This window comes from Herbaspirillum sp. 1130 (assembly GCF_017833835.1).
GTDB classification, from domain to species: Bacteria; Pseudomonadota; Gammaproteobacteria; order Burkholderiales; family Burkholderiaceae_D; genus Herbaspirillum; species Herbaspirillum huttiense.
The window spans coordinates 682,632-707,623 of sequence record NZ_JAFICQ010000001.1; the positions used below are offsets into that span (position 1 = coordinate 682,632).

3 protein-coding genes are annotated in these 24,992 nt (G+C 64.8%); all 3 read right to left on the reverse strand.

The window, feature by feature from the left end:
* Nucleotides 1-64: 64 nt before the first annotated feature.
* From JOD78_RS03085 to JOD78_RS03095, 3 genes are read right to left on the reverse strand one after another with little or no spacing between them, the layout of a single operon-like run.
* Nucleotides 65-4,174: a non-ribosomal peptide synthetase gene (locus tag JOD78_RS03085; protein ID WP_209568756.1), complete on the reverse strand. Its 4,110-nt coding sequence runs from the start codon at nt 4,172-4,174 to the stop codon at nt 65-67.
* Nucleotides 4,175-15,202: a non-ribosomal peptide synthetase gene (locus tag JOD78_RS03090; protein WP_209570741.1), complete on the reverse strand. Its 11,028-nt coding sequence runs from the start codon at nt 15,200-15,202 to the stop codon at nt 4,175-4,177.
* On the reverse strand, nt 15,199-24,987 hold the full coding sequence (locus JOD78_RS03095) for a non-ribosomal peptide synthetase (protein ID WP_209570742.1): 9,789 nt from the start codon (nt 24,985-24,987) through the stop codon (nt 15,199-15,201). Before JOD78_RS03095 ends, JOD78_RS03090 begins: the two co-directional genes overlap by 4 nt.
* Between the last annotated feature and the right edge of the window lie 5 nt (nt 24,988-24,992).

Sequence of the window (24,992 nt, forward strand, 5' to 3'; positions counted from 1 at the left end):
TCTCAGGCCCGCCGGCCTGCCTTCTTCTGCGTTCCTCCCCTGCCCTGCAGTTCTTTCTGCTCTTTCAGCTGCCGGAATTGGCGACGAGTCCATCCAGGCAGCTACGCACCTGCTGCACCAGGCTGGGTGTATTGACCATTTCCTCGTGGTTGGCCTGGCTATGCCATTGCCGCAGATGGGCCGCGCCGAGCTGCTGCACCAACGCTGCGCGCTCGGCTGCCGCACGATCACAAGCCCACCAGCAATCAATCGGGGCGGCCAGCCGAGGCAGGCGGTCACTGGAACGATCCACGGCCAAATACAGCGCACGCCCGATAAGACAGCGCCGCACCAGGTCTTCCGCGCCCAATCCCAGGAACGCGCCTTGCGGCCGCAGCCGCCCGCTTTCCAGCTGCGCGCGCGTCCATGCCAGCAGCTCCTGCTCGCTCTCCAGCGGATTGGCGATGCCCTGCGGGACGGCCGGCAGATCCTCGACACCGGCCGAGACCTTGCGCAGCAAGTCGGCATATTCATCCTGCCAGGCAATGGCACTGTCGGTGCCGCGCAATTGCGTCAACAGCGGTGCATCCAGCAGGCCCAGGAAGGCTACCTGTTGCCCGGCAGCCTCCAGTTCGGCAGCCACCAGCGTGGCCAGGGTCGCGCCCAATGACCACCCGAGCAGGTGATACGGGCCGTGCGGCTGAAGCGTGCGCATCTGCGCGACATAGTCCCTGGCCATGGTTTCCAGCGAATGATCGCGATGGGCCGGATCGATCAGGGTACGGCAGGCGATCCCATAGACCGGTCGCACGCCATTGAGGCCCCTGGCCAGCGACAGGTAGCCCAGAACGGTACCGATGCCCGAATGGAGGCAGAACAGCGGCGCCACGTCCGCGACCTTGGCATTGAGCAGAATCATCGTGCTGGCGCTGCGCCTGGCTAGTTCCCGCAGGCTGGGGGCGCTCAACAATTCGCGCAAGGTCAGCGGCAGGCCAGGCAGCTGGCACGCTCTGGCCAGCCCGACCACCCGTAGCGCCGAGATGGAGTGACCACCCAGTTCAAAGAAATTGTCGTCCCGGCCGATACGCTCGATCCCCAGCACTTCCGACCAGATCTGCGCCAACGCTTGTTCGATCGGTCCTTCCGGGGCCACATAGTGGCGCGTGCTGCTCCACTGCGCGGGCGGCAGCGCCTTGCGATCGACCTTGCCATTCGCATTGAGCGGCAAGGTCGGCAGCACCACCACCGCGTCCGGCACCATGTAGGCCGGTAACCGCTGGCCCAGCTGCTCGCGTATCTGCGTGGGCGTGACCATATTGCCCGCGCGCGGCGATACATAAGCCACCAGGCGCAGGCCGTCCGCTGCCGGCTGGGTGATCACCACGGCTTCGCGTAGCGCCTCCTGGGCCAACAACTGCGCCTCCACTTCCCCCAGCTCGATGCGCAAGCCGCGAATCTTGACCTGATGATCGATCCGTCCCAGATATTCCAATTGCCCCTGCCCGTTCCAGCGCACCAGGTCGCCGGTACGATACAGTCGGCCACCATCCGGATCCCCGGGGTCTGCCACGAAACGCTCGGCCGTCAACGCCGCTCGCCCGAGATAGCCGCGCCCCAGCAGCGCGCCGCCAATGTAGAGTTCGCCGGCCACACCAAGCGGGACCGGATTGAGGGCGCCATCGAGCACCTGTGCCGAGGTCGCGAAAATGGGGCGGCCAATCGGCACCAGCGAGCGGCCATCGTCCCGGCAGCTCCACTGGCTGACATGGATAGTGGTCTCGGTCGGGCCATAAAGATTTTGCAGGCTGACACCAGCCAGCCGGCGCAGTGCTTCGGCCTGGGTCGCCGCGGGCATGCTTTCCCCGCCGCAGATGACGTAACGTAGCCGGGTCTGCTGCTCAATGCCGTCGTGGGAAAGAAAAGCCTGCAGCATGGACGGCACGAAGTTGAGCGTGGTGATGCCATGACGCCTGATCAGTTCGGTGATCCGCTCCGGGTCTTTCTGCTCACCCGGTGCGGCCAGCACCAGTCGGGTCCCCGCCGTGAGCGGCCAGAAGATTTCCCATACCGAGACGTCGAAACCAAAGGGCGCCTTGTGCAATACCGCGTCCTGCGCGCTGAGAGCATAGCGCCGCTGCATCCAGCCCATGCAGTGGGCCAATGCGCCATGGCCGATCGCCGCGCCCTTGGGCTGGCCGGTGGACCCTGAGGTGTAGATGACATAGGCCAGGTTGTCCGGATGAAGTGCCACCATGGGGGGCGTCACCGGGATTGGCTGAAGCTGCAGACGATCCAGCTCGATCACCTGCACGCCACGATCCGGCACCAGACGCTGGCGCAATCGGCTGTGCGTGATGAGCAGGGCAAAACCGCTATCGGCGGCGATGTAAGCCAGTCGCTCGGCAGGATAGTCCATGTCCAGCGGGACATAGGCCGCCCCGGTCTTGAGAATGGCAAGCAAGCCCACGATCATCTCCAGCGAACGCTCGACGGCTATCCCTACCCGGGTTTCCGGACCTGCACCATGGGCCAGGAGATGGTGTGCCAACTGGTTGGCGCGCTGTTCCAGCTCACCGTAGCTGAGACGCTGCTGGCCGAACAGCACGGCCACGGCATCCGGCTGCTCCTGCGCGATACGCGAGAACTGCTGATGCACCGGCACCGGTGCCGCCGGCCCCAGCTCAGCGCGCCACAGGCTGCCGTCCCACTGCTGCAATGCTTGCCGTTCCTGCTCCTGCAACAAGTCGATGTCGCCGATGCGACGCCCGGGCTGCCATACGAGGGCCTCCAGCAGGATCAGGTAATGCCTGGCCATGCGCTCCATACGTACCGCACTGAACAACTCGCTGGCATAGATGAAATCGATGGCAATGCCGCCTTCGCCGTCGTCGACACTGTCGATCACCAGTTCAAATTGGGCACGTTTGCCCGGCAGGATGTACTCCTGTGCCTGGAGTCCCGGCAGTGTCAGGCTGCCATTGCCGTGGGCCGACTGATGATTGAACAAGACCTGGAACAGCGGCGCCATGCCACTGCTGCGGTCTGGCTGCAACGTTTCCACCAGTTGCTCGAAGGGCAGATCCTGATGCGCCTGTGCCTCGATGACGGCATGCCGGGCGCCTTCCAGCACCTGTTGCAGTGACATGGCATCACTCATCCCGGCGCGCACTACCTGGGTGTTGACGAAGAAACCGACCAGATCCTCGATTTCGGCACGGCGGCGGTTGGCTACGGGCACCCCGACCCGGATATCGCCGTCGCCCGCGTAGCGAAACAGCAAGCTCTGCAATGCTGCCAGCAACACCATGAACACAGTGGCACCCGCCGTCTGCGCGCGCCCCGGCAGCGCCTCGGCCAGCGCCCGGGGCAATGTCAGCCGGTGGGTGGCGGCGCTGTAGTGGCCGTCCTCCCTGCGTGGATGATCGACCGGCAGTTGCAGCACCGGATGATGCTCCCCCAGTTGGGCACGCCAATAGGCAATCTGCCGGTCGCGCTCGCCAGCCTCCAGCCAGTTGCGCTGCCAGGCGGCGTAATCCGCATAGTCGATGGCCAATGAGGGCCACTGTACCGGCGATGGTTCCCTCCCCTCGCGATAGAGTTCGATGAACTCGCGCAGAAGGATCTCCATGGACCAGCCATCGGAGACGATGTGGTGCATCACCACCACCAGCACTTGTTGCTGTTCGCTTTCGCGGATCACGCCGACCCGCAGTAACGGACCGTGTTCCAGATCGAAGGGCCGCTGGTAGAGTTGCTGTGCCTGCTGGCCCACCAGCTCGGCAAGTGAGGGGGGCTGACTGTGACGGTAATCGCACAGGCAGAATTCAAACTCGCCCTGAGGCAGCACCTCCTGGTAAGCACCTCCCTGGGCATCGCAGCCAAAGCGCGTGCGCAACGACGCATGGCGCGCCACCAGCGCGTTAAAGCATTGCTGCAGCAAAGGCAGATCCAGTTCGCCTTGCAACTGCATGGCGGTACTCAGATGGTAGGCACTACTCTCCCGGTCCAATTGCCAGAGGAACCATTGCCGCGCCTGCGCATAGGACAGCGCAGAGCGATCGGCGGCCGCCGCCTTGACGATGGGCAAGCGCCCGAAATCGATCCCACGTGACTTCAGGGCTGCCAGAAAGGCGGTTTTCTTTTCACCCGGCAACAGCGCAAAGCGCCTGGCGATGTCGTACTGACTTGCATTCATTCAGGACTCCAGATCTGCCAGCAGATCGCCCATCTGGTCGATCTCGTCCTGGCCCGATGGCAGCGACGAGCGCGTCAGTTGCTGGGCAAATGCGGCGATGGTGGGATGGTCGAAGTGGCTGCGCAACGGTAGTGCGCTGGCGGGAAACTGTTGCTGTATGCGGCTCTGGATGCGAAGGATGGACAGCGAATGTCCACCTAGTTCAAAGAAATTGTCATGACGCCCCACCGCCGGCAGACCCAGCACCTCGGCCCAGATCGCCGCCAGTGCTTTTTCGCACTCACCCTGCGGCGGCTCATGCCCGGTGCGGCTCTCGTAGACCGGTTCGGGCAGCGCCTTGCGATCGACCTTGCCGTTGGCGTTCAGCGGCAACGCGGGCAAGACCACCAGCGCCGCGGGTACCATGTAGTCCGGCAGGTGCCGCACCAGGCACTCGCGCAGCTCGGCCGTCTCGATGTGCCGCCCATGCTGTGGCGTGACATAGGCCACCAGCTGCAAAGAGCCCGCTCCCTCGCGCGCTACTACCACCGCCTCGCGCACCTCAGGTTGGGCCAGCATGATGGACTCGATCTCCCCCATCTCGATACGGAAACCACGTATCTTGACCTGGTGATCAATGCGTCCCAGGTATTCCAGCTGGCCAGCGTGAGTCCAGCGCACCAGGTCACCGGTACGGTACAGGCGTGCCCCGCCGTCACCCAGTGGATCGGCGACGAAACGTTCTGCACTCAGGCCGGGCCGGTTCAGGTAGCCCCGTGCCAGCAATTCACCACCGATGCACAGCTCACCCGCCACCCCAATGGGCAGCGGTGACAGCTCGGCATCCAGCACCCTCAGCTTGCGCCCTGCCAGCGGCGCGCCGATGGGCATCTGCGCCGGCAGCACCGTCTGGCCGCTCACGTAAGGTGCGCAGCTGAGGATGGAAGCCGTCACCGTAGCCTCGGTAGGACCATAGGTATTGAATAGCTCGACCTGGGCCAGTCCGGCGTCGCGCCACGCCTTGATACCTTCCGGCGGCATCGCCTCGCCACCCACGTGTACGCGGCGCAGCACGCCATAGTCGCGTACCCCCATGCGGGCGAAATCCTGGACCAGCAACAGCCAGTAGGCCGTGGTCAGGTCCAGCACACTGATGCGATGCGCCAGCAACTCGACATGCAGTCGCTGGCTATCCCACAACTCCGGCCCACGCAGCACTACGGCGGCCCCGACCAGCAAGGGTGGGAACAGCTGCTCGATGCAGCCGTCGAAATTGAGCGTGGAAAATTGCAACATGCGGTCCTGCGGCGTGAGTCCAAAGAAGTCGGCTGCGATCTCTCCATGCTCCATCAGGCAACGATGGGAAATACCCACGCCCTTGGGGCGGCCAGTGGAGCCGGAGGTATAGATGACATAGGCCAGGCTGTCGGAATGGATCGTTACATCAGGCTCATCGTGCGGCTGGGCTTGCAGATCGAGTTGATCCAGATACAGCGTCTGCTCCGCCCTGCCGCCGGGGAGCCGTTGTCTGACCGACGTCTGCGAGAGCAGCAGCGACAGCGCGCTATCCTCGATGATGGCCGCCAGCCTTTGCACCGGGTAGTCCGGGTCAAGCGGGACATACGTGGCACCGGCCTTGAGAATGGCCAGCACCGCCACGACCATGTCCGCCGAGCGCTCCAGCGCGACCCCGACGCGTGCCCCGGGTTGCAGGCCGCGCTTGAGCAGGTAATGCGCCAGCTGGTTGACGCGCGTATTGAGCTGTCCGTAGCTCATGGAGCGATTGCCGCTGATCAGCGCCACGGCATCCGGCTGGATGCTGGCACGCTGGGCGATGCGGGTGGTAATGACCGCAGGCGTAGCATAAGGCGATACCTTGTCGCCCCAGGCTGCCAGGCGGCTCCGCTCGGCCGCGCCAAGCCAGTCGATCTCGCCCACGCGGCACTGTGGCTGGCTGGCCAATGCCTCCAGCGCGACCAGGTAATGGCTTGCCATGGTCGCCATCGTCTGTGGATCGAATAGTTCGCGGGCGTAGGTCAACGAAACGCTCAGGCCACCATCCGTGTCTTCGAGGGTATCGATGGCCAGCTCGAACTGGGCATCCTGTTCTTCCAGTTCGAATGGCTCCAGCGTCAGTTGCGGCAAGTGATGCGACGTCGGGCGTGCGTGCCGCTGATGATTGAACATGACCTGGAACAGCGGATTGACGCCGACCAGGCGCTGCGGCTGCAGCACCTCGACCAGTTGCTCGAACGGCAGGTCCTGATGCTGCTGCGCGCCCTGTGCCGTTTCCCGGGTCAACTGCATCAAGCGCGCCAGTGACTGGCGCGGGTCGATCTCGGCGCGCAACACCTGGGTATTGACGAAGAAACCGACCACGCCCTCGGTATCGGGCAGATGCCGGTTGGCAATCGGGACGCCCAGGCGGATATCGTTCTGGCCGCTATAGCGATACATCAGCAATTGCGCCGCTGCCAGCAGCACGGCGAAGAGCGTGCCGCCGTCGCTCTGCACGCGCTGGCGCAGTGCTGCCACCAGGGGCGGCGGCAGCACTACCTCATGGCGCGCGGCCCGGTACAGGCCGTCAGGTCGGCGCGGGTGGTCGGCGGGCAGCAGCAGGCTGGGCTGGCTCTGGCCCAGATGGTCCTGCCAATAGCGCAATTGCGTCTCGCGCTGACCACCTTGCATCGATTGCCGTTGCCACACCGCATAGTCGGCATATTGCAGCGGCAACGCTGGCAAACCAGCCTCGCGGCCCTGGCAGCAGGCGCCATAGAGCGACGCGAACTCGTCCATGATCAGTTGCATCGACCAGCCGTCGGAGATGATGTGGTGCATCACCATCACCAGCACATGACGATGGCCACTCTCGCGCAGCAGACCGATGCGCAGCAGCGGCCCTGCTTCGAGATCAAATGGCTGCCGACAGAGGCTGGCCACCTCGGCGTGCAGCCGCGCCTGGCGTGGGCCCTCCGCGAGCGGCTCCAGATCGATCCGCGTGAACGCCAGGCAGGCATGGGGCTGCACCCACTGCAGCACCTGACCATCCGCATCGGCCCGCAACACCGTACGCAGCGACGGGTGCCGTTCCAGCAGTCGGGAGAAAGCCTGTTCCAACGCGGCCTCGTCCAGCGTGCCGCACAAGCGCAGCGCACCGTTGATGTGATAGGCACTGCTGCCAGGGTCAAGCTGCCAGAGGAACCATTGCCGGGCCTGCGCATAAGAGGCCGGTAGCAACCCGTTGCGCTGTGCTGGCGGCAACGGCATGATGCGCTCGACGCCGCCCGCCGCTCCGCTTCCCGCCGTTAGCAGTTGCGCCACGCCGGCCGGGGTTTTGCCCTCGAAGAGCATCTTCGGCGCCAGTTTCACATCGCGTTTGCGGGCGCGGGCCACCAGCTTCAAGACCAGAATGGAGTCGCCCCCGAGGGCGAAAAAGTCATCGTTGCGGCCCACCTGCGGCAGTCCCAGCAACTCGGCCCACAAGCCGGCCAGGGTCTCTTCCAGCGGTCCTCGCGCGGCCTCGTAGACGGAGGTAGCCGTGCTGTCAGGCCGGGGCAGCGCCTGCCGGTCCAGCTTGCCATTGGGCGTGAGCGGCATGACGTGCAGTGGCACCAGCGCCGTCGGCATCATGTAGTCGGGCAGCCGCGTGGCGAGCTGCTGGCGCAGATCGGCCAGATCCAGGGTCTGCCCGCCCATTGGCACCAGGTAGGCGATGATCTGTGGGGTCGCCGCCTCTCCGTCAGGTCCCGGTTGAGCTGGTTCCGAATGCACCACTACCTCGGCCTGGGCAACCGCTTCCAGGCTCTGCAAGAGCGCGGCGATCTCGCGCAGCTCGACGCGATAGCCGCGTACCTTGATCTGGCCATCCAGCCGACCCAGGAATTCCAGGCTGCCATCAGCGAGCTGGCGCACACGGTCGCCGCTGCGGTACATGCGCTGGCCCGGCTCCAGCAGATCGGCCACGAAACGTTCGGCGCTCTGCGCCGGACGTTGCTGATAGGCGCGCGCCACACCATGCCCGGCCAGATACAGTTCCCCCGCTACGCCCTGCGGCACCGGCTGCAGTTCAGAGTCCAGAACATAGGCCCGGGCCTGGGCGATGGGCTGACCGATGGGCAGACTATCGGCCTCATCCAGCGCACTGCTGGCTTCCTGTGTCAGTACGCCGACCGTGGTTTCGGTCGGTCCATAATGGTTCATGACACGGCATTGTGGCCGCAGGCTGGCGATATGGGCCAGCAATGGCTTGCGGGTGGCCTCGCCGCCCAGCACGAGGCGGCTGCGCGGCAGCACACTGGCCGGTGAAGCCGCATGTAATAGGGCCTGCAAATGGCTGGGAACGATCTTGAGCACATCCACCTGGTGTTGTTCCATGTAGCTGGCCATGGCATCGGGGTCGAAGCTGCATTGGGGCGGAATCAGATGCAGCAGCCGTCCAGAGCACAAGGCACCGAACAGCACCGTATGGCCCAGGTCGGCCCCCACGGTCGAGACCATCGCCATGGATCGGTCCTGTTCCCGCAGGTCCAGCCGTTCGAGTACCCCGGCGACGTAATTGGCCAGGGCCCCGCGACTGACGACCACGCCCTTGGGGCGGCCCGTGGAGCCGGAAGTATAGATGACATAGGCCGCCTGCCCAGGATGCACGGCGGGCCAGCAATACGGCACCCGCTTCGGGACTCCTTGCAACGATGCCAGCGGCAAGACCGGTACGCTAGCGGCCCAGTCGGGTGCAGTCGCGCTCAACAGCAACACCGCTGCACTGTCCTGCAACTGGTAGTGCAGACGTTCGGCCGGCAGCGCCGGATCCAGCGGCACGTAAGCCGCACCGACACGCAAGGTGGCCAGCACGGCCACCACGAAGGCGCAGGAGCGCTCAGCGTGGATCGCCACACGGTCTTCGCAACCGATACCGCGCTGCCGCATCTGTTGCGCCATCTGCTCGACCCAGGCACACAGGCCTGCCATGTCCAGCGCATGGTTGCCATCGGTGAGTGCGGCGGCCCCAGGTTGCTGGCTGACCTGGGCGGCCCAACGCTCGATCACATCATCGGCCCTGATCGTCGGTCCTTGCAGTGGGGCCGGCAGATCTGTCAGGGACAGGTCCGCCAGACGTCGTCGGCGAGTCTCACTGTCGTCCTGGCTGAATTGTTCGAGCAGCGACGTGAACTGGGCTGCCATACGGGCCAGCAGTTCAGGTGCGATCATGCCCGTGTCATGCAGGAAGTCGATCTGCAGTTGCTCGGCCAGGCTCACACGCAGAGTCAGCGGGTAGTGATTCCCGCTGCTGAAACGTACCTCGCCCACTACCAGTTTATCCACCTCCTGGCTATGCAGGGCAGCGTCGACCGGATAGTTTTCAAACACCACCACCGTATCGAACAGACTCTGTCCACTGTGTCCGGCCAGGCGCTGTATTTCATACAGCGGAGTATATTCATGCTCGCGCGACTGTGCGCTCTGGCGCTGCAACTGCTGCAACCATTCATCCAGCGCAGTCTGCGGCGTGAGCGTGGTCACCACCGGCAGCGTATTGATGAATAGCCCCAGCATGGACTCGGCACCGGCCAGATCCATCGGACGGCCCGCCGTGGTGGCGCCGAAGCAAACCGTGCCGTGGCCCGTATACCGTTGCAAGAGCAAGGCCCAGGCAGCCTGTACCAGGGTACTGAGGGTGAGGTGTCTGGCGCGCGCGAACTCAACCAGGCGGCGCGTCTGCGCCTGGCCCAGGCAGCACGTGTATTGTCGATAGTCGCGGGCGCGGTTGGGCTGCTTCGCGGGCGGCAGCCGCGCGACCAGCAGGCTCGGCTCCTGCAGCCTATGCAACAGTGACTGCCAATGATGGCGACTGGCTTGCTGATCTCTTCCCTGCAACCAACGGATATAGTCGCCATAGGCCGCCACCGGCTCATCCAGGGTTTGGCCGGCGTAGTGGCGCAAGACCTCGCCGAGCAACTGCGATGTACTCCAGCCGTCCAGCAGCAGGTGGTGCACCGTCCAGATCAAGTGATAGCCTTGTTCGCCGGTGCTCACGAGCATGAGCCGCATCAGTGGCGGACGGGCCAGGTCGAAACCAGCTTCGCGCTCGCGCCGGGCCAGCTCGTCCAGTTCTGCCGCCAGATCCGGACTGTGGCGGCAGTCACGCAGCTGCCACGGCAAGACGACCCGGCGCGCCACCCATTGTAGCGGCGCGTCATCGCGCTGCAGGATGGCGCTGCGCAAGATGGCATGACGATCCAGCACGGACTGCCATGCGGAGCGGAAGCGCTCCGGCTGCAGTGCTTCCAGCGCCACCTGCATCTGCATCGTGTAGGCAGCATTATCAGGTTCGGACACGCTATGAAACAGCATCCCCGATTGCATCGACGACAGGGGATACAGATCCGCCACATCGGCCAGCGACACTCCCAGTTGATCGATGGCGGTCTGATCCAGGCCGGCCAGCGGGAAGTCCGAAGGGGTGGCCCCGCACGCACCGCTGGTGCAGTGCGTGATCAATGCATCGAGCTCCTGCTCGAAACGCTCTACCCAAGCCTGTACGCTGGCGCGCGCGTAGCGCTTCCCGCTATAGGCCACGTTGATCAGCAGTTGGCCGTCATAGACCTGCCCCTCGACGGCAAACTCATGCTGCATCGGCGCGTCGGGGTCAATGGCCGCGCCACTCTCCTCTTGTGCCGGACGCCAGCCGGAAGTGCCGTCAAAGCTGGCATCGAATTGCCCCAGATAGTTGAAGATCACCGGCGAGGACGATGACCCCGGCAGGGTACCCGCTTGCCTCAGCAGGCCAAAGCCCAGCCCGGCCTCCGGCACGGCGCGCAGGCTTTCCTTGATGCGCTTGAGCGCTTGCTGTGGCGTACCCGCGCCGCTCAGACGCAGTGGGAACACACTGGTGAACCAGCCCACCGAGCGCGACAGGTCGAGCTGGCCAGTGCCATCCTCGCGGCCATGGCCTTCGATGTCGACCTGGATTTCCGACAGGCCGCTCCAGCCGCACAGGGCCCGCACCAGCGCCGTGAGCAGCACATCGTTGATGCGGGTGCGATAAGCAGCCGGCACACGACGCAGGAGTGCGTTGGTGCGTTCCTTGTCCAGCCCGAAGCTCATTTCCTGGCGCTGGCGCATGGTTGCCTCGCCGCCTGCATCGTCGCAGGGCAGCACAGATGGTGGCTGCATCTGCGCCTGCCAGTAAGGAAGTTGCGGCAGCAAGGCACCATGACGGGCCTGCAGCACATGAGCCCACTGCTGGTAGCTGGCGGTCCTGGCCGGCAAGACCAGCGGTTCAAGCGCCACACACTGTCGATACGCTTGCTGCAGGTCGGCCAGCAGAATACGCCAGGAAACCCCATCGACCACCAGGTGGTGTATCACCAGCAACAGCCGCCAACCACCCTCTTCCAGTTCCATCGCCAGGGCGCGCAGCAGCGGACCGCGCGCCAGATTCAGGCTGCGCTGGGCTTCTTCGCACAGTGGCGCAATGGCATTGCCAGGCAGGCCTTGGCGTACCCACAGCAGCTCACGCAACTGGGCCGGATCGTGCTGGCCGTAGGTCTGTCGCCACTGCCCCTGGTCATCCCGGGTATAACGCAAGCGCAGGCTGTCGTGGTGCGACACCACCGCCTGCAGGGCGGTATTGAGGGCCGCCATGTCCAGTGGAGCATCAGTGGCCAACAGGATGGACTGATTCCAGTGATGCCGCTCTGGTAGATCCATGGCGAAGAACTCCGCCTGAATCGGCAACAGGGGCAGTTCGCCCTGCACGCTTGCCTGGGCGTGCAGTTGTGGCGCTGTGCTGTGTGCGATCGCCGGAGCCAGCTGGGCGATGGTCTGACGTTCGAAGATCAGGCGTGGCGCCAGCTGGCTGCCACGGCGTCGCAACCCGGCAACGATCTGCAGGCTCAGGATGGAATCGCCCCCCAGCTCGAAGAAGTTGTCATGCCGGCCCACCTGCTGCAGTCCAAGCACCTCGGCCCAGACCGCCGCCAATACCTGCTCGGCCTGGCCGCGCGGGGCTTCATAAGCGCGCTGTAACGGTTGCGCCGGATCCGGCAAGGCGCGCCGATCGACCTTGCCGTTGGCGTTGAGCGGCAGATGCTCCAGCACCTCGATGAGTGCCGGCACCATGTAGTCCGGCAAATCCTTGTTGAGCGCACTGCGCAGCGTGCCCGCCACCAGATCGGTACCCGACACATACGCCACCAGGCGGCTCGTGCCCGCGCTTTCACGCGCCACCACCACGGCTTCACGTACCCCAGGCTGGGCCAGCAGCCGCGCTTCGATCTCGCCCAGCTCGATGCGCAGGCCTCGAATCTTCACCTGGTGATCCAGCCGGCCCAGATAATCGAGCTGCCCTTCCCTGTTCCAGCGCACCAGGTCGCCGGTGCGGTACAAACGTTCACCGTCGGCACTGAAAGGATCGGCCACGAAGCGCTCCGCGCTCAGGCCGGCGCGCCCCAGATAGCCGCGCGCCAGACCAATACCGCCCAGATACAGCTCGCCGGGTACACCCTGCGGGGCCAGGTTCAGATCCCCGTCCAGCACCAGCGTGCGAATGCTGCTGATGGGGCGGCCGATCGGTACCTGGCTGCGACCATCGGCACGGCAGGTCCAGTGGGTCACGTCAATGGCCGCCTCGGTCGGACCATACAGGTTGTAGAGCGCCACCTGCGGCAGACGCGCGAAGACCCCCTGCTGGGCTTCGACCGGCAAGGCCTCGCCACTGCAGATGAGGCGACGCAGGCTGCTGCAGCCTTCGATCTCATCGTGGGCCAGGAAGGCTTGCAGCATGGATGGCACGAAGTGCAAGGTGCTCACGGCATGACGCTGGATCTGCTCCACCAGTCGCGCCGGATCGCGATGATCCCCAGGCTGCGCCAAGGCCAGGCGCGCTCCTATCATCAGCGGCCAGAAAAATTCCCAGACCGAGACGTCGAAACTGAAGGGGGTCTTTTGCAGTACCGTATCGTGCGGCTCCAGCCGGTAGGCCTGCTGCATCCAGGCCAGCCGGTTGCGCAAGGCGCAATGCCGGTTGGCCGCCCCCTTGGGCTGGCCGGTGGAGCCGGAGGTATAGATCACGTAGGCGAGGTTCTCGCCATGCACCCTGACGGCGGGAGGCTGGTGCGCTTCATCGTCGAGATCGAGCTGGTCCAGCGCCAGTACCGGCAAGCCTGCCAGAGGCGGCAGCGTTGGCAGCACATGCTGCTGGGTCAGCAACAGGCCCATGCCGCTGTCTTGCATCATGTACTGCAGGCGCTGGGCCGGATACTCCGGATCCAGCGGCACATAGGCGGCACCGGCCTTGAGAATGCCCAGCAGCCCGATCACCATCTCCAGCGAGCGTTCGACGGCAATTCCTACCTTCACTTCCGGCCCTGCGCCCAGCCTGATCAGGCGATGCGCCAACTGGTTGGCGCGCCGCTCCAGGGCGCCGTAGGACAGCTGCTGCCGGCCGAACAACAGGGCCGTGGCCTCCGGCTGGCGCCGGGCCTGGCGGGCGATCTGTTCATGCACCGGCTCCATGACCTCGGCATGCTGTTCGTTGTTGACGCCCCAGCTGTGCAGCTGTCGGTCTTCCTCCGGCCCCAGCAGTTGCAGCTCGGCTACCCGCAATTGCGGCTGCGTTGCCAGCGCTTGCAGGATTGCCACGTAATGCTGCGCCATGCGGGCAATGCTGCTCTCGTCAAACAACTCGCGGGCGTAGGAAAAACCGATCTGCAAATTGCCGTGTTCATCTTCCACGCTATCGATGGCCAGTTCGAACTGCGCGCCTTGCTCGCCGATCTCGATCTCTTCCAGCCTCAGACCCGGCAATTGGTGCAGGGCCTGTCCATCCTGGCGCTGGTGATTGAACATCACCTGGAACAGCGGATGCACGCCGAGATTGCGCTGCGGCTGCACATCCTCCACCAGTTGCTCGAACGGCAGATCCTGATGTTGCTGCGCGCCCAAGGCGGCGCTGCACGCTTGCCTCAGCACAGCGTCCAGCGGCGCATGTGCATCAACGACCACGCGCAAGACCTGGGTATTGACGAAGAATCCGACCACGCCCTCGGTTTCCACCCGGTGGCGGTTGGCAATGGGCACGCCGACGCGGATGTCATACTGCCCGCTGTAGCGGTGCAGCAGCAGATGCACCCCGGCCAGCAAGCCCATGAACAAGGTTGCCTCACTCTCGCGCACGCGCTGCCGCAGTGCCTGCACCAGTGCCGGCGGCAGATCCAGCCGGTACTGGCTGGCCAGATAGCGGCCATCGCTGCGGCGGGCATGATCGGTCTGCAACTGCAGCACTGGCTGCGATTGCCCCAACTGAGCGCGCCAGTATTGCAACTGGTGTTCCCGCTCACCCGCATCGAGCCAGTTGCGTTGCCAACTGGCGTAGTCGGCATATCCGATGGGAGGGGTGGGCAGCGCTGCGCTGCCACCCTCCACGCGCGCCCGATACAACGTCACGAACTCGTCCAGAATGATCTGCATGGACCAGCCGTCAGAAATGATGTGATGCATGACCACGACCAGCACATGGCGCTGGGCCTGCTCACGGATGAGTCCGATACGCAGCAGCGGTCCCTGCTCCAGATCGAAGGGGGTGCTGGCGATCTGCCGGACCTGCTCTTGCAGGCAAGATTGGGCCGCCTGATCATTGGCCGGCAGCTCCGTACTGATGAACTCGAACGCCAGTGAGGGCAACTGGCGCACCTGCACCCGCCCGGCCTGATCGGCCGAAAACAGCGTGCGCAGCGAGGCATGGCGTGCGACCAGATCGGCAAAGCTGGCACGCAGGGCTGCCACATCCAGATTTCCTTCCAGACGCAGTGCGCCGCTGACATGATAGGCGCTGCTGTCAGGATCCATCTGCCAGAGGAACCATTGCCGCTGCTGCGCCGCCGAGGGCAGCGAGGCATCAGCGGCGGCATCCGTGGGCAACGGCAGAATGGGGAGTTGCGACAGCGTGATGCCTTCCTCACGCATCTTGCGATAGATAATCCGGCGATTCTCTGCCGAGGTGGCAGAAAAACGCTCCATCAAACGAACGGCCAGTGCGCGTTCCATCATGCATCCTCCAGTGAATTCAGGAATTGCTCCAGGTTTTCCAGCGCCTGGTCGCTGGCGCCTGCGTGCAGCTGGTCCAGCTGCGCCGCCAAGCTCTCCAGTCTGGGCGCGGCCAGGAACAGATTCAGTGCGATTTCCTTGCGCAAGGCACTCTGCAACCGTGCTACGGCCTGCATTGCATTGAGCGAATGGCCACCCAGCTCGAAGAAGTTGTCATCCAGCCCGACCTCAGCCAAGCCAAGGATTTCCTGCCAGACTTCGGCGACCAATTTCTCGGTGGCGCTGACCGGGACACGGAACACCTGACGTCCCTGCGCAAAGTCGGGCGGTGGCAAGGCACGGCGGTCGATCTTGCCGTTGGCATTGCGTGGGAACGCCGGCAGCGGCATCCAGATGGTCGGCACCATGTACTCGGGCAGTCGTTGTGAAAGGACTTCGCGTAATGGCAGGGCACCCGCTGCGCTCTGCGCAGCTGCCACAAAATAGGCCACCAGACGTGGATTGCCGGCCTGATCGATGGCGCATGTCACCACCGCATCAAGCACACCGGGCTGTTGCGCCAGTACCGCTTCAATCTCACCCAGCTCGATGCGATGACCACGGAGCTTGACCTGACTGTCGGCCCGGCCCAGATAGGACAGCGTGCCATCGGGAGATTGGCGCACGATATCTCCAGTGCGATACATGCGCGCGCCCTCCACCCGGGAAATCACGTCGGCGACGAAACGCTCGCCGGTGAGATCCGGTCGGCCCAGATAGCCCTGGCCGACACCGATGCCAGCCACATACAACTCTCCCGGCATTCCGAAAGGTACCGGTTGCAGGTCTGGGTCGAGCACACACAGTTGCGTGTTGTCCACGGCCTTGCCGATCGGGAAGATCCCCTCGGTAGCGTCATCGGCTGGCAAGCCGTGCGAGGCCCCGGCGATATACAGGCTGACGTCGTCGGCGCACTCGGCCGGTCCGTAGGCATTGACCAGCAAGGCGTGCGGATGACTGGCATGCCAGGCGCGCACATGGCTGGTCTTGACTGCTTCGCCTGTGACCAGCGTCACGCGCAGCCGCGGTAGCGGCAGCACGGCCTCGCTCATCGTTTGCAACAGCGATGGCACTGCCTCCAACACGGTCACATCATGCTCCCTCAGTGCCTGCAGCAGTGCCGCCGGATCGCGTGTGACCGCGGTGGGAATGATCTGTGTGCAGGCACCGCACAGGCTTGCGCACAGCAGCTGCCAAACCGAAATATCGAACCCCTGCTGCGCGGTCTGGGCGATCACGTCGCCCACCCCCAGGCCGAATAGGGCAATCTTGCTCAACTGGTTGTTGAGCATCCCCTGGCTGGTCACTACTGCGCCCTTGGGCAGACCGGTAGAGCCTGAGGTGTAGATGACATAGGCCGGTTGTTGCGGATGCGTGCTCACCAGCGGCAAGGCAGCACCCTCACTGGTGCGGGCCTGCTCCAGCGTGAGTACGCGTGGCCTGGGCCTATCCGCCGGCAGGCTGGCCAGCACGGCATCCAGCGGCGTCAGGCTGGGTGCATCGGCCACCACCACTTGGGCACCGCTGGCGGTGCAGATACTGGCCAGCCGTTGCGGCGGCTGCTCCGGGTCGACCGCCAGATAAGCAGCACCTGCCTTGAAACTGGCCAGTACGGTTTCCAGCAAGCCGACATCGCGCTGCAGCAACACCAGCACCGTATCGCCGCGACGCACCCCGGCCCGGATCAGGGCGTGCGCAATGCAGTCGCTGGAGCGATCCAGTTCCAGATAGCTCAAGGCCCGCGCTCCGCAACGCACCGCCGTGCGCCCAGCGTGTTGTCGTACCTGTTCCCGGAACAATCCCACATAGTCCTGGGTCGCCGAAAGCGCGCGCTGCGGACCGCGCCCGGCCTGCAATACCGCCGCGCATTGCGATGGCGGTAGCAATGCAATGGACGATAACGGGGCGTCGGGACTCTCTATCAGCTGATCGACTACATGCGCAAAACCGTCCATCAGACGCTGCGCCTGAGCGTCGTCGACCCGATTCTGGTCGAAAGTGATCTGCAACAGCATCTGCACGCCCGGGGTGACCACGACAGTCAGCGGATAATTGGTATGGGTGCGCGAGCTGGCGTCGTCCACCGACCATTGGCGCGCACGCGCCAGCACATCGGCCGACACCGGCGCGTTCTCGAAGACGAACAGGCTGTCGAACAGCGGCTGGTCTCCCGGCAAGCCACTCAGCGCGTGCATTTCCACCAGGGGGAAGAAATCGAATTGACGCGCCTGCAGGTTGCGGGCGAACAGCTCACCCAGCCATTGCCCGGCGCTCACGTTGGCCTGCTGGGCCGGCAAACGGACTCGCATGGCGATGGTATTGATGAACAGGCCGATGGTCTGGTGCAGCGCCGGCAACTCGGCCGGACGACCGGCCACAGTGATGCCGAACAACACATCGCGCAAGCCCGAGTAACGCGCCAGCAATAAGCCCCAGGCTCCCTGGATCAGGGTATTGGCGGTGATGCGCAGGCGCTTGCAAAGCGTATTGAGAGCTTCGGTGCGGGCCGGCGTCAGCATCACCCGCAGGTTCACCATCCGCGATGGCGCGGCGTCACCGGGCGCGCGCCGCCGCACCGGCAAGGGTGTCACCTGCGCCAGCCCGGCCAGTTCCTTGCCCCAGTAGGCGCGAGCGGCCTGCTCGTCCTGCTGCTGCCGCCAGGCAAAGAAGGCGCGATAAGGCATGGCTACCGGGCGCGCCGCGCTGGCCACCCCGCCCCGGCGGTCATAATCGGCCAGCACCTCGCCCATGAGCAGACCGGAACACCAGGCGTCCATGAGGATGTGGTGGAAACTGACCACCAGGAGATATTCCTCCTCTTCGATCCACGCCAATCGAATGTGCATGAGCGGCGCGCAGCTCATGTCGAAGCCGCAGGCCAGGTCCTGCTCCAGCAACTGCTCCAGATGGTGCATGGCCTGGTCCCGGCCCAGCAGGCGCAGGTCCAGGCACTCCTTGGGCAAGACCACGTCGTTGCGGATCACCTGGCATTGCGTCGACAGCCCCTGCCAGAGGAAAGCGGCACGCAATGCGGCATTGGCGGCAAAGACCGTATCCCAGGCTTGCCACAGCCGTTCGACATCGATCCGGCTGTGAATGTGAAAGCGGTCCTGCATCAGGTACATGCCCGAACGCGGATCAAGCAGCGTATGCAGCAACATGCCCTGCTGCATGGGGGTCAGCGGCAGGATATCCTCGATGCTATCGGCCGGCAGCGGCAGCGCCTCCAGCTCGGCCGGATCGAGGCCGGAGCAGACTGCGGGCGCGCTGGACGCCTGCCCGACAGCGCCCTGCTCCTGCGGCGTTGGCGCCTGCAACTGCGGCGCCAGTTGCGCCACCGTCTGCTGCTCGAAGATCTGGCTGGAGGACAAGCGCCAGCCAGCACCATGGGCACGTGCGACGATCTGCAGGCTGAGGATGGAATCGCCGCCGATCTCGAAGAAATTGTCATGCCGGCCGACTCGCTCCAGCCCGAGCACCTCGGCCCAGATCGCGGCTAGCAGCTCTTCGGCCGCGCCCTGTGGCGGCACATAGCCACTCTCATTGGCAAACTGCACCGACGGCAGCGCCTTGCGATCCACCTTGCCATTGGCATTGAGGGGCAAGGCCGGCAGTACCATGATGGCGCTGGGCACCATATAGGACGGCAGTTGTCGCCCCAGGCGTTCCCGCAACATGGCCCCATCGATGGCATGACCTGCCGCGGCTGCCACGTAAGCGACCAGGCGTGCGCCAGATGGGCCGTCCTGGGTGAGCACCACGGCCTCCGCCAGTTCTGGCTGCGCCAGCAGCTGTGCCTCCACCTCACCCAGTTCGATCCGCAAGCCACGAATCTTGATCTGGTGGTCGATACGGCCCAGGTAATCGAGCTGCCCTTCCTGGTTCCAGCGCACCAGGTCGCCGGTGCGATAGAGCCGTTGGCCGGCGTCGCCGAAGGGATGTGCGACGAAGCGTTCGGCGCTCAGAGCGGCACGGTTCAGGTAGCCACGTCCCAGCAACTCACCGCCGATATAGAGTTCTCCCGCTACGCCTGGCGGGACCAGGTTCAGGGCCGCATCCAGCACCAGCGCGCTGGTTTCGGCAATCGGGCGGCCGATGGGGACCTGGTGCCGTCCGTCTTCGCGGCAGCTCCATTGGGTGACATGGATGGTGGTTTCGGTAGGTCCATAGAGATTCTGCAGGCTCACCCCAGCCAGCCGACGCAAGGCCTCGCCTTGGGTTGCCGCCGGCATGGCTTCGCCGCCGCAGATCACGTAGCGCAGCCGGGTCTGCTGTTCGATTCCCTCGTTGGCCAAGAAGGCCTGGAGCATGGCCGGTACGAAGTTGAGCGTGGTAATGCCATGACGCCGGATCAGCGCCGTGATGCGTTCCGGGTAACGATGCTCACCCGGCGCGGCAATGACCAGCCGCACGCCATTGGTGAGCGGCCAGAAGATTTCCCAGACCGACACATCGAAGCCGAAAGGTGCCTTGTGCAGCACCGTGTCGGCACTGGTCAGCGCGTAACGTTGCTGCATCCAGCGCATGCAACTGGCCAGCGCGCGATGACGGATCGCCGCTCCCTTGGGCTGCCCGGTAGAGCCTGAGGTGTAGATGACATAGGCCAGATTCTCGCCATGCACGGGCACATGTGCTGCCTGCCCGCACAAGCCGTCCAGATCCAGTTCTTCCAGCACCAGCCTTGGCAGCCCCTCGATGTCGGGCAAACCTGCCAGCAGATGCCGCTGGGTCAGCAGCAGCCGGATACCGCTGTCCTGCATCATGTAGTGCAGGCGTTGCGGCGGGTAATCGGGGTCCAGCGGGACGTAGGCAGCGCCCGTCTTGAGAATGGCCAGCAAGGCCACCACCATCTCCAGCGAGCGCTCGGCAGCGATGCCGACCCTGTCCTCCGGGCCGACACCCAAGCCAATCAGATGATGCGCCAGCTGGTTGGCGCGGCGCTCCAGCTGACCATACGACAACTGCTCCTCTCCGCACAGCAGGGCTGTGGCGTGCGGCTGCTGCTGCGCCTGACGCGAAATCTGGTGATGCACCGCTTCTATCTGCGCGGCATAGCGCTCGCCATTGACGCCCCAGTCGTGCAATTGGGTCAGCTCATCGGCACCCAGCAAAGACAACCCGGCCACACTCTGCTGCGGCTGCTCGGCGATGGCCTGCAGGATGACCAGATAATGGTGCGCCATGCGCGCCATGCTGGCCGGCTCGAACAATTCACGTGCATAGACAAAGCTGATCTGCACAGCGCCTTGCTCATCCTCCACACTGTCGATGGCCAACTCGAACTGGGCATCCTGGCTACCGAGCTCGACCTCTTCCAGCATCAAGCCCGGTAATTGTCGCAGTGCCCGGCGGTCGCGGCGCTGATGGTTGAACATGACCTGGAACAGCGGATGAACGCCGACGGTGCGCTCCGGCTGCAAGGCTTCCACCAGGTGTTCAAACGGCAGATCCTGACAGTGCTGCGCCCCCAGCGCCGCCGCGCGCGCCTGCAGCAGCACGGCTTCCAGCGGCTGATGCGGGTCGATCAGGCCACGGAGTACCTGGGTATTGACGAACATGCCGACGATGCCCTGCGTCTGCGGGTGATGGCGGCTGGCGATCGGCACGCCCAGGCGAATGTCACTCTGCCCGCTATATCGGTGCATCAGCACCTGCGCTGCCGCCAGCAGGGCCATGAACAGGGTCGCGCCGCGCCTCTGCACGTAAGGCTGCAGACGCTGCAACAAAGGCGCAGGCAAGATGAGGTTGTGGCGTGCGGCTCGATAGCGCCCATCGGGACGGCGCGCATGATCGACCGGCAATTGCAGAGGCACATGCTGGTCACCAAGGTGATCGCGCCAGTAGTGAAGTTCACGCTCGCGCTGGGGCGATGCCAGCCACTGACGCTGCCAGTGACCATAATCGGCATACTGCAGCGGCAAGTCAGGCAGGTCGGCGCTGTCTTGCTGCACGTTGGCGCGGTAGAACGCGGCGAACTCATCCATGATCACTTGCATGGACCAGCCATCGGCGACGATGTGATGGACTACCAACACCAGCAGGTGGCGCTCGGCCAACTCGCGCAACACGCCCACGCGCAGCAGTGGTCCGCGGCGCAGGTCGAAGGGCTGGTCGATCAGGTCCTGCACCTGTTGCAGGTGATGGCGCGGCGGCGCAGCCCGACTGTCGGCGCTGGGCTCCGACAGCTGTACCTTGACCGCCATGCCGGCAAGGATGTGTTGCTGCACTTCACCAGCGGCATTGACATCGAATACCGTGCGCAGCGATTCATGGCGCGCCACGAGGGCGTCCACACTCGCTTGCAGCGCCGTCATGTCCAGCCGGCCGTGCATGAGCAGCGTGCCATGCAAATGGTAGGCCGTATCGTTATCACCTGATTGCCACAGGAACCATTGGCGGGCGTGCGCCGCGCAAGCGGGTAAAGGCTGGGCGCGAACCTCCATCGGCAAGGGAGCAATCGGAGCCGGCGGATCGCCAGCCTGTTCTGACTCCCTGGCCGCCTCCTCGACGATGCGGGACAACACCTGATGTTCCAGTATCTGCCGGGGTGTCAGCACGATACCGCTGGCGCGTGCCCGGGCCAGCAGCTTCAGGCTCAGGATGGAATCCCCCCCCAGCTCGAAGAAGTTGTCATGCCGGCCTACCTGCTGCAGTCCAAGCACCTCGGCCCAGACCGCCGCCAATACCTGCTCGGCCTGGCCGCGCGGGGCTTCATAAGCGCGCTGTAACGGTTGCGCCGGATCCGGCAAGGCGCGCCGATCGACCTTGCCGTTGGCATTGAGCGGCAGATGCTCCAGCACCTCGATGAGTGCCGGCACCATGTAGTCCGGCAAATCCTTGGTGAGCGCACTGCGCAGCGTGCCCGCCACCAGGCCGGTACCCGACACATACGCCACCAGGCGGCTCGTGCCCGCGCTTTCACGCGCCACCACCACGGCTTCACGTACCCCAGGCTGGGCCAGCAGCCGCGCTTCGATCTCGCCCAGCTCGATGCGCAGGCCTCGAATCTTCACCTGGTGATCCAGCCGGCCCAGATAATCGAGCTGCCCTTCCCTGTTCCAGCGCACCAGGTCGCCGGTGCGGTACAAACGTTCACCGTCGGCACTGAAAGGATCGGCCACGAAGCGCTCCGCGCTCAGGCCGGCGCGCCCCAGATAGCCGCGCGCCAGACCAATACCGCCCAGATACAGCTCGCCGGGTACACCCTGCGGGGCCAGGTTCAGATCCCCGTCCAGCACCAGCGTGCGAATGCTGCTGATGGGGCGGCCGATCGGTACCTGGCTGCGACCATCGGCACGGCAGGTCCAGTGGGTCACGTCAATGGCCGCCTCGGTCGGACCATACAGGTTGTAGAGCGCCACCTGCGGCAGACGTGCGAAGACTCCCTGCTGGGCTTCGACCGGCAAGGCCTCGCCACTGCAGATGAGGCGACGCAGGCTGCTGCAGCCTTCGATCTCATCGTGGGCCAGGAAGGCTTGCAGCATGGATGGCACGAAGTGCAAGGTACTCACGGCATGACGCTGGATCTGCTCCACCAGTCGCGCCGGATCGCGATGATCCCCAGGCTGCGCCAAGGCCAGGCGCGCTCCTATCATCAGCGGCCAGAAAAATTCCCAGACCGAGACGTCGAAACTGAAGGGGGTCTTTTGCAGTACCGTATCGTGCGGCTCCAGCCGGTAGGCCTGCTGCATCCAGGCCAGCCGGTTGCGCAAGGCGCAATGCCGGTTGGCCGCCCCCTTGGGCTGGCCGGTGGAGCCGGAGGTATAGATCACGTAGGCGAGGTTCTCGCCATGCACCCTGACGGCGGGAGGCTGGTGCGCTTCATCGTCGAGATCGAGCTGGTCCAGCGCCAGTACCGGCAGGCCTGCCAGAGGCGGCAGCGTTGGCAGCACATGCTGCTGGGTCAGCAACAGGCGCATGCCGCTGTCCTGCATCATGTACTGCAGGCGCTGGGCCGGATACTCCGGATCCAGTGGCACATAGGCGGCACCGGCCTTGAGAATGCCCAGCAGCCCGATCACCATCTCCAGCGAGCGTTCGACGGCAATTCCCACCTTCACTTCCGGCCCTGCGCCCAGCCTGATCAGGCGATGCGCCAACTGGTTGGCGCGCCGCTCCAGGGCGCCGTAGGACAACTGCTGCCGGCCGAACAACAGGGCCGTGGCCTCGGGTTGGCGCCGGGCCTGGCGGGCGATCTGTTCATGCACCGGCTCCATGACCTCGGCATGCTGTTCGTTGTTGACGCCCCAGCTGTGCAGCTGTCGGTCTTCCTCCGGCCCCAGCAGTTGCAGCTCGGCTACCCGCAATTGCGGCTGCGTTGCCAGCGCTTGCAGGATCGCCACGTAATGCTGCGCCATGCGGGCAATGCTGCTCTCGTCAAACAACTCGCGGGCGTAGCGGAAAGTGGCACTGAGTTCCCCGTTGGCCTCTTCGGAGGTCTCCAGCGTCAGTTCGAACTGGGCTACCGCCGCGTCGAAGTCGAGCCGCTGCACTGACAACCCTGGCCAGCTCTGGCTGCCATCGGCCTGCTCACGCAGATGGTTGAACATGACCTGGAACAGCGGCGTGCGTCCAATGCTGCGCTCAGGCTGCAACACCTCGACCAGCCGCTCCAGGGGGATGTCCCGATGGGCTTGCGCGGCAAAGGATGTATCACGCACTTGCGCCAGCAGGCTCTCCAGCGTGGTTTGCCCGGCCAATTCGGCGCGCAGCACCTGGGTATCGACAAAGAAACCCACCGCGGCTGCCAATTCAGAACGCTGGCGATGGCTCACGGGGACGCCCACACGGACATCGCGCTGGCTGGTATGCCGGTACAGCAGGGCCTGGAACGCACAGAGCAAGACCACGAACAAGCTGCACCCTTGCCCCTGGGCGCGGCGGCGCAAGGCATCGAGCAGGGCTGGCTCCAGCACGATGCGCCAACTGGCAGCACCATACTGGCCATCTGGACGGCGGGCATGATCGGTAGGCAACTCCAGCACCGGACTGGAGTTGCCCAGTTGCGCCTTCCACCACGCCAGTTGCCGCTCGGCTTGCGTGCTATTGAGACACTGACGCTGCCAGACGGCGTAATCGCCCAGGTCCGGGCCATGCCACGCCGCGCTGATGGCCTGGCCCTGCCTGGCCGCCTGATACAGGGCCGGCAATTCCGCCAGGATCAGTTGCGTGGACTGCGCATCGGAGATGATGTGATGCATCACCACGATCAGCTGATGCTCTTGGTCATCCACTTGCAACAGGCAGGCGCGCACCAGTGCGCCGCCATCCAGCTCGAAGGGCCGGCTGCACAAACGCTGCACTTGCCCGCGCAGAGCGTCCTGGCGCCGGTGCGCCGGCAACAGGCTCAGATCCTGTCTCGACAAGGACCAGGCGGAGGCCGGCAGCACCGTCTGTGTCACGTTGCCGTCGGCATCCTCGCGCAGCACGGTACGCAAGGCGGGATGATGCAAGGCCAGCGCGTCGACGGCGCGCTCGAGCGCGGCGGCCTCAAGAGGCCCCTGCAGGCGCAAGCCACCGGCCAGGTGATAGGCACTGCTCTGCGGCGTCAGTTTCCAGAGATACCAGAGCCGCTGCTGGGCAAACGACAGGGGGGCAGGCGTTCCGGGGGCGCGGGTGGCGAAGGGCAAGGCAGCAGCGGCGTCGCCGCTGCCCTTGGCGCCGTTGCCACGCAGGCGTTGCTGCAGGCGACTACGTTGTTCAGCGCTCAGCTGGGCACGGCGCTGCGGGAGATCGGGAGTGTTGGACACGGATA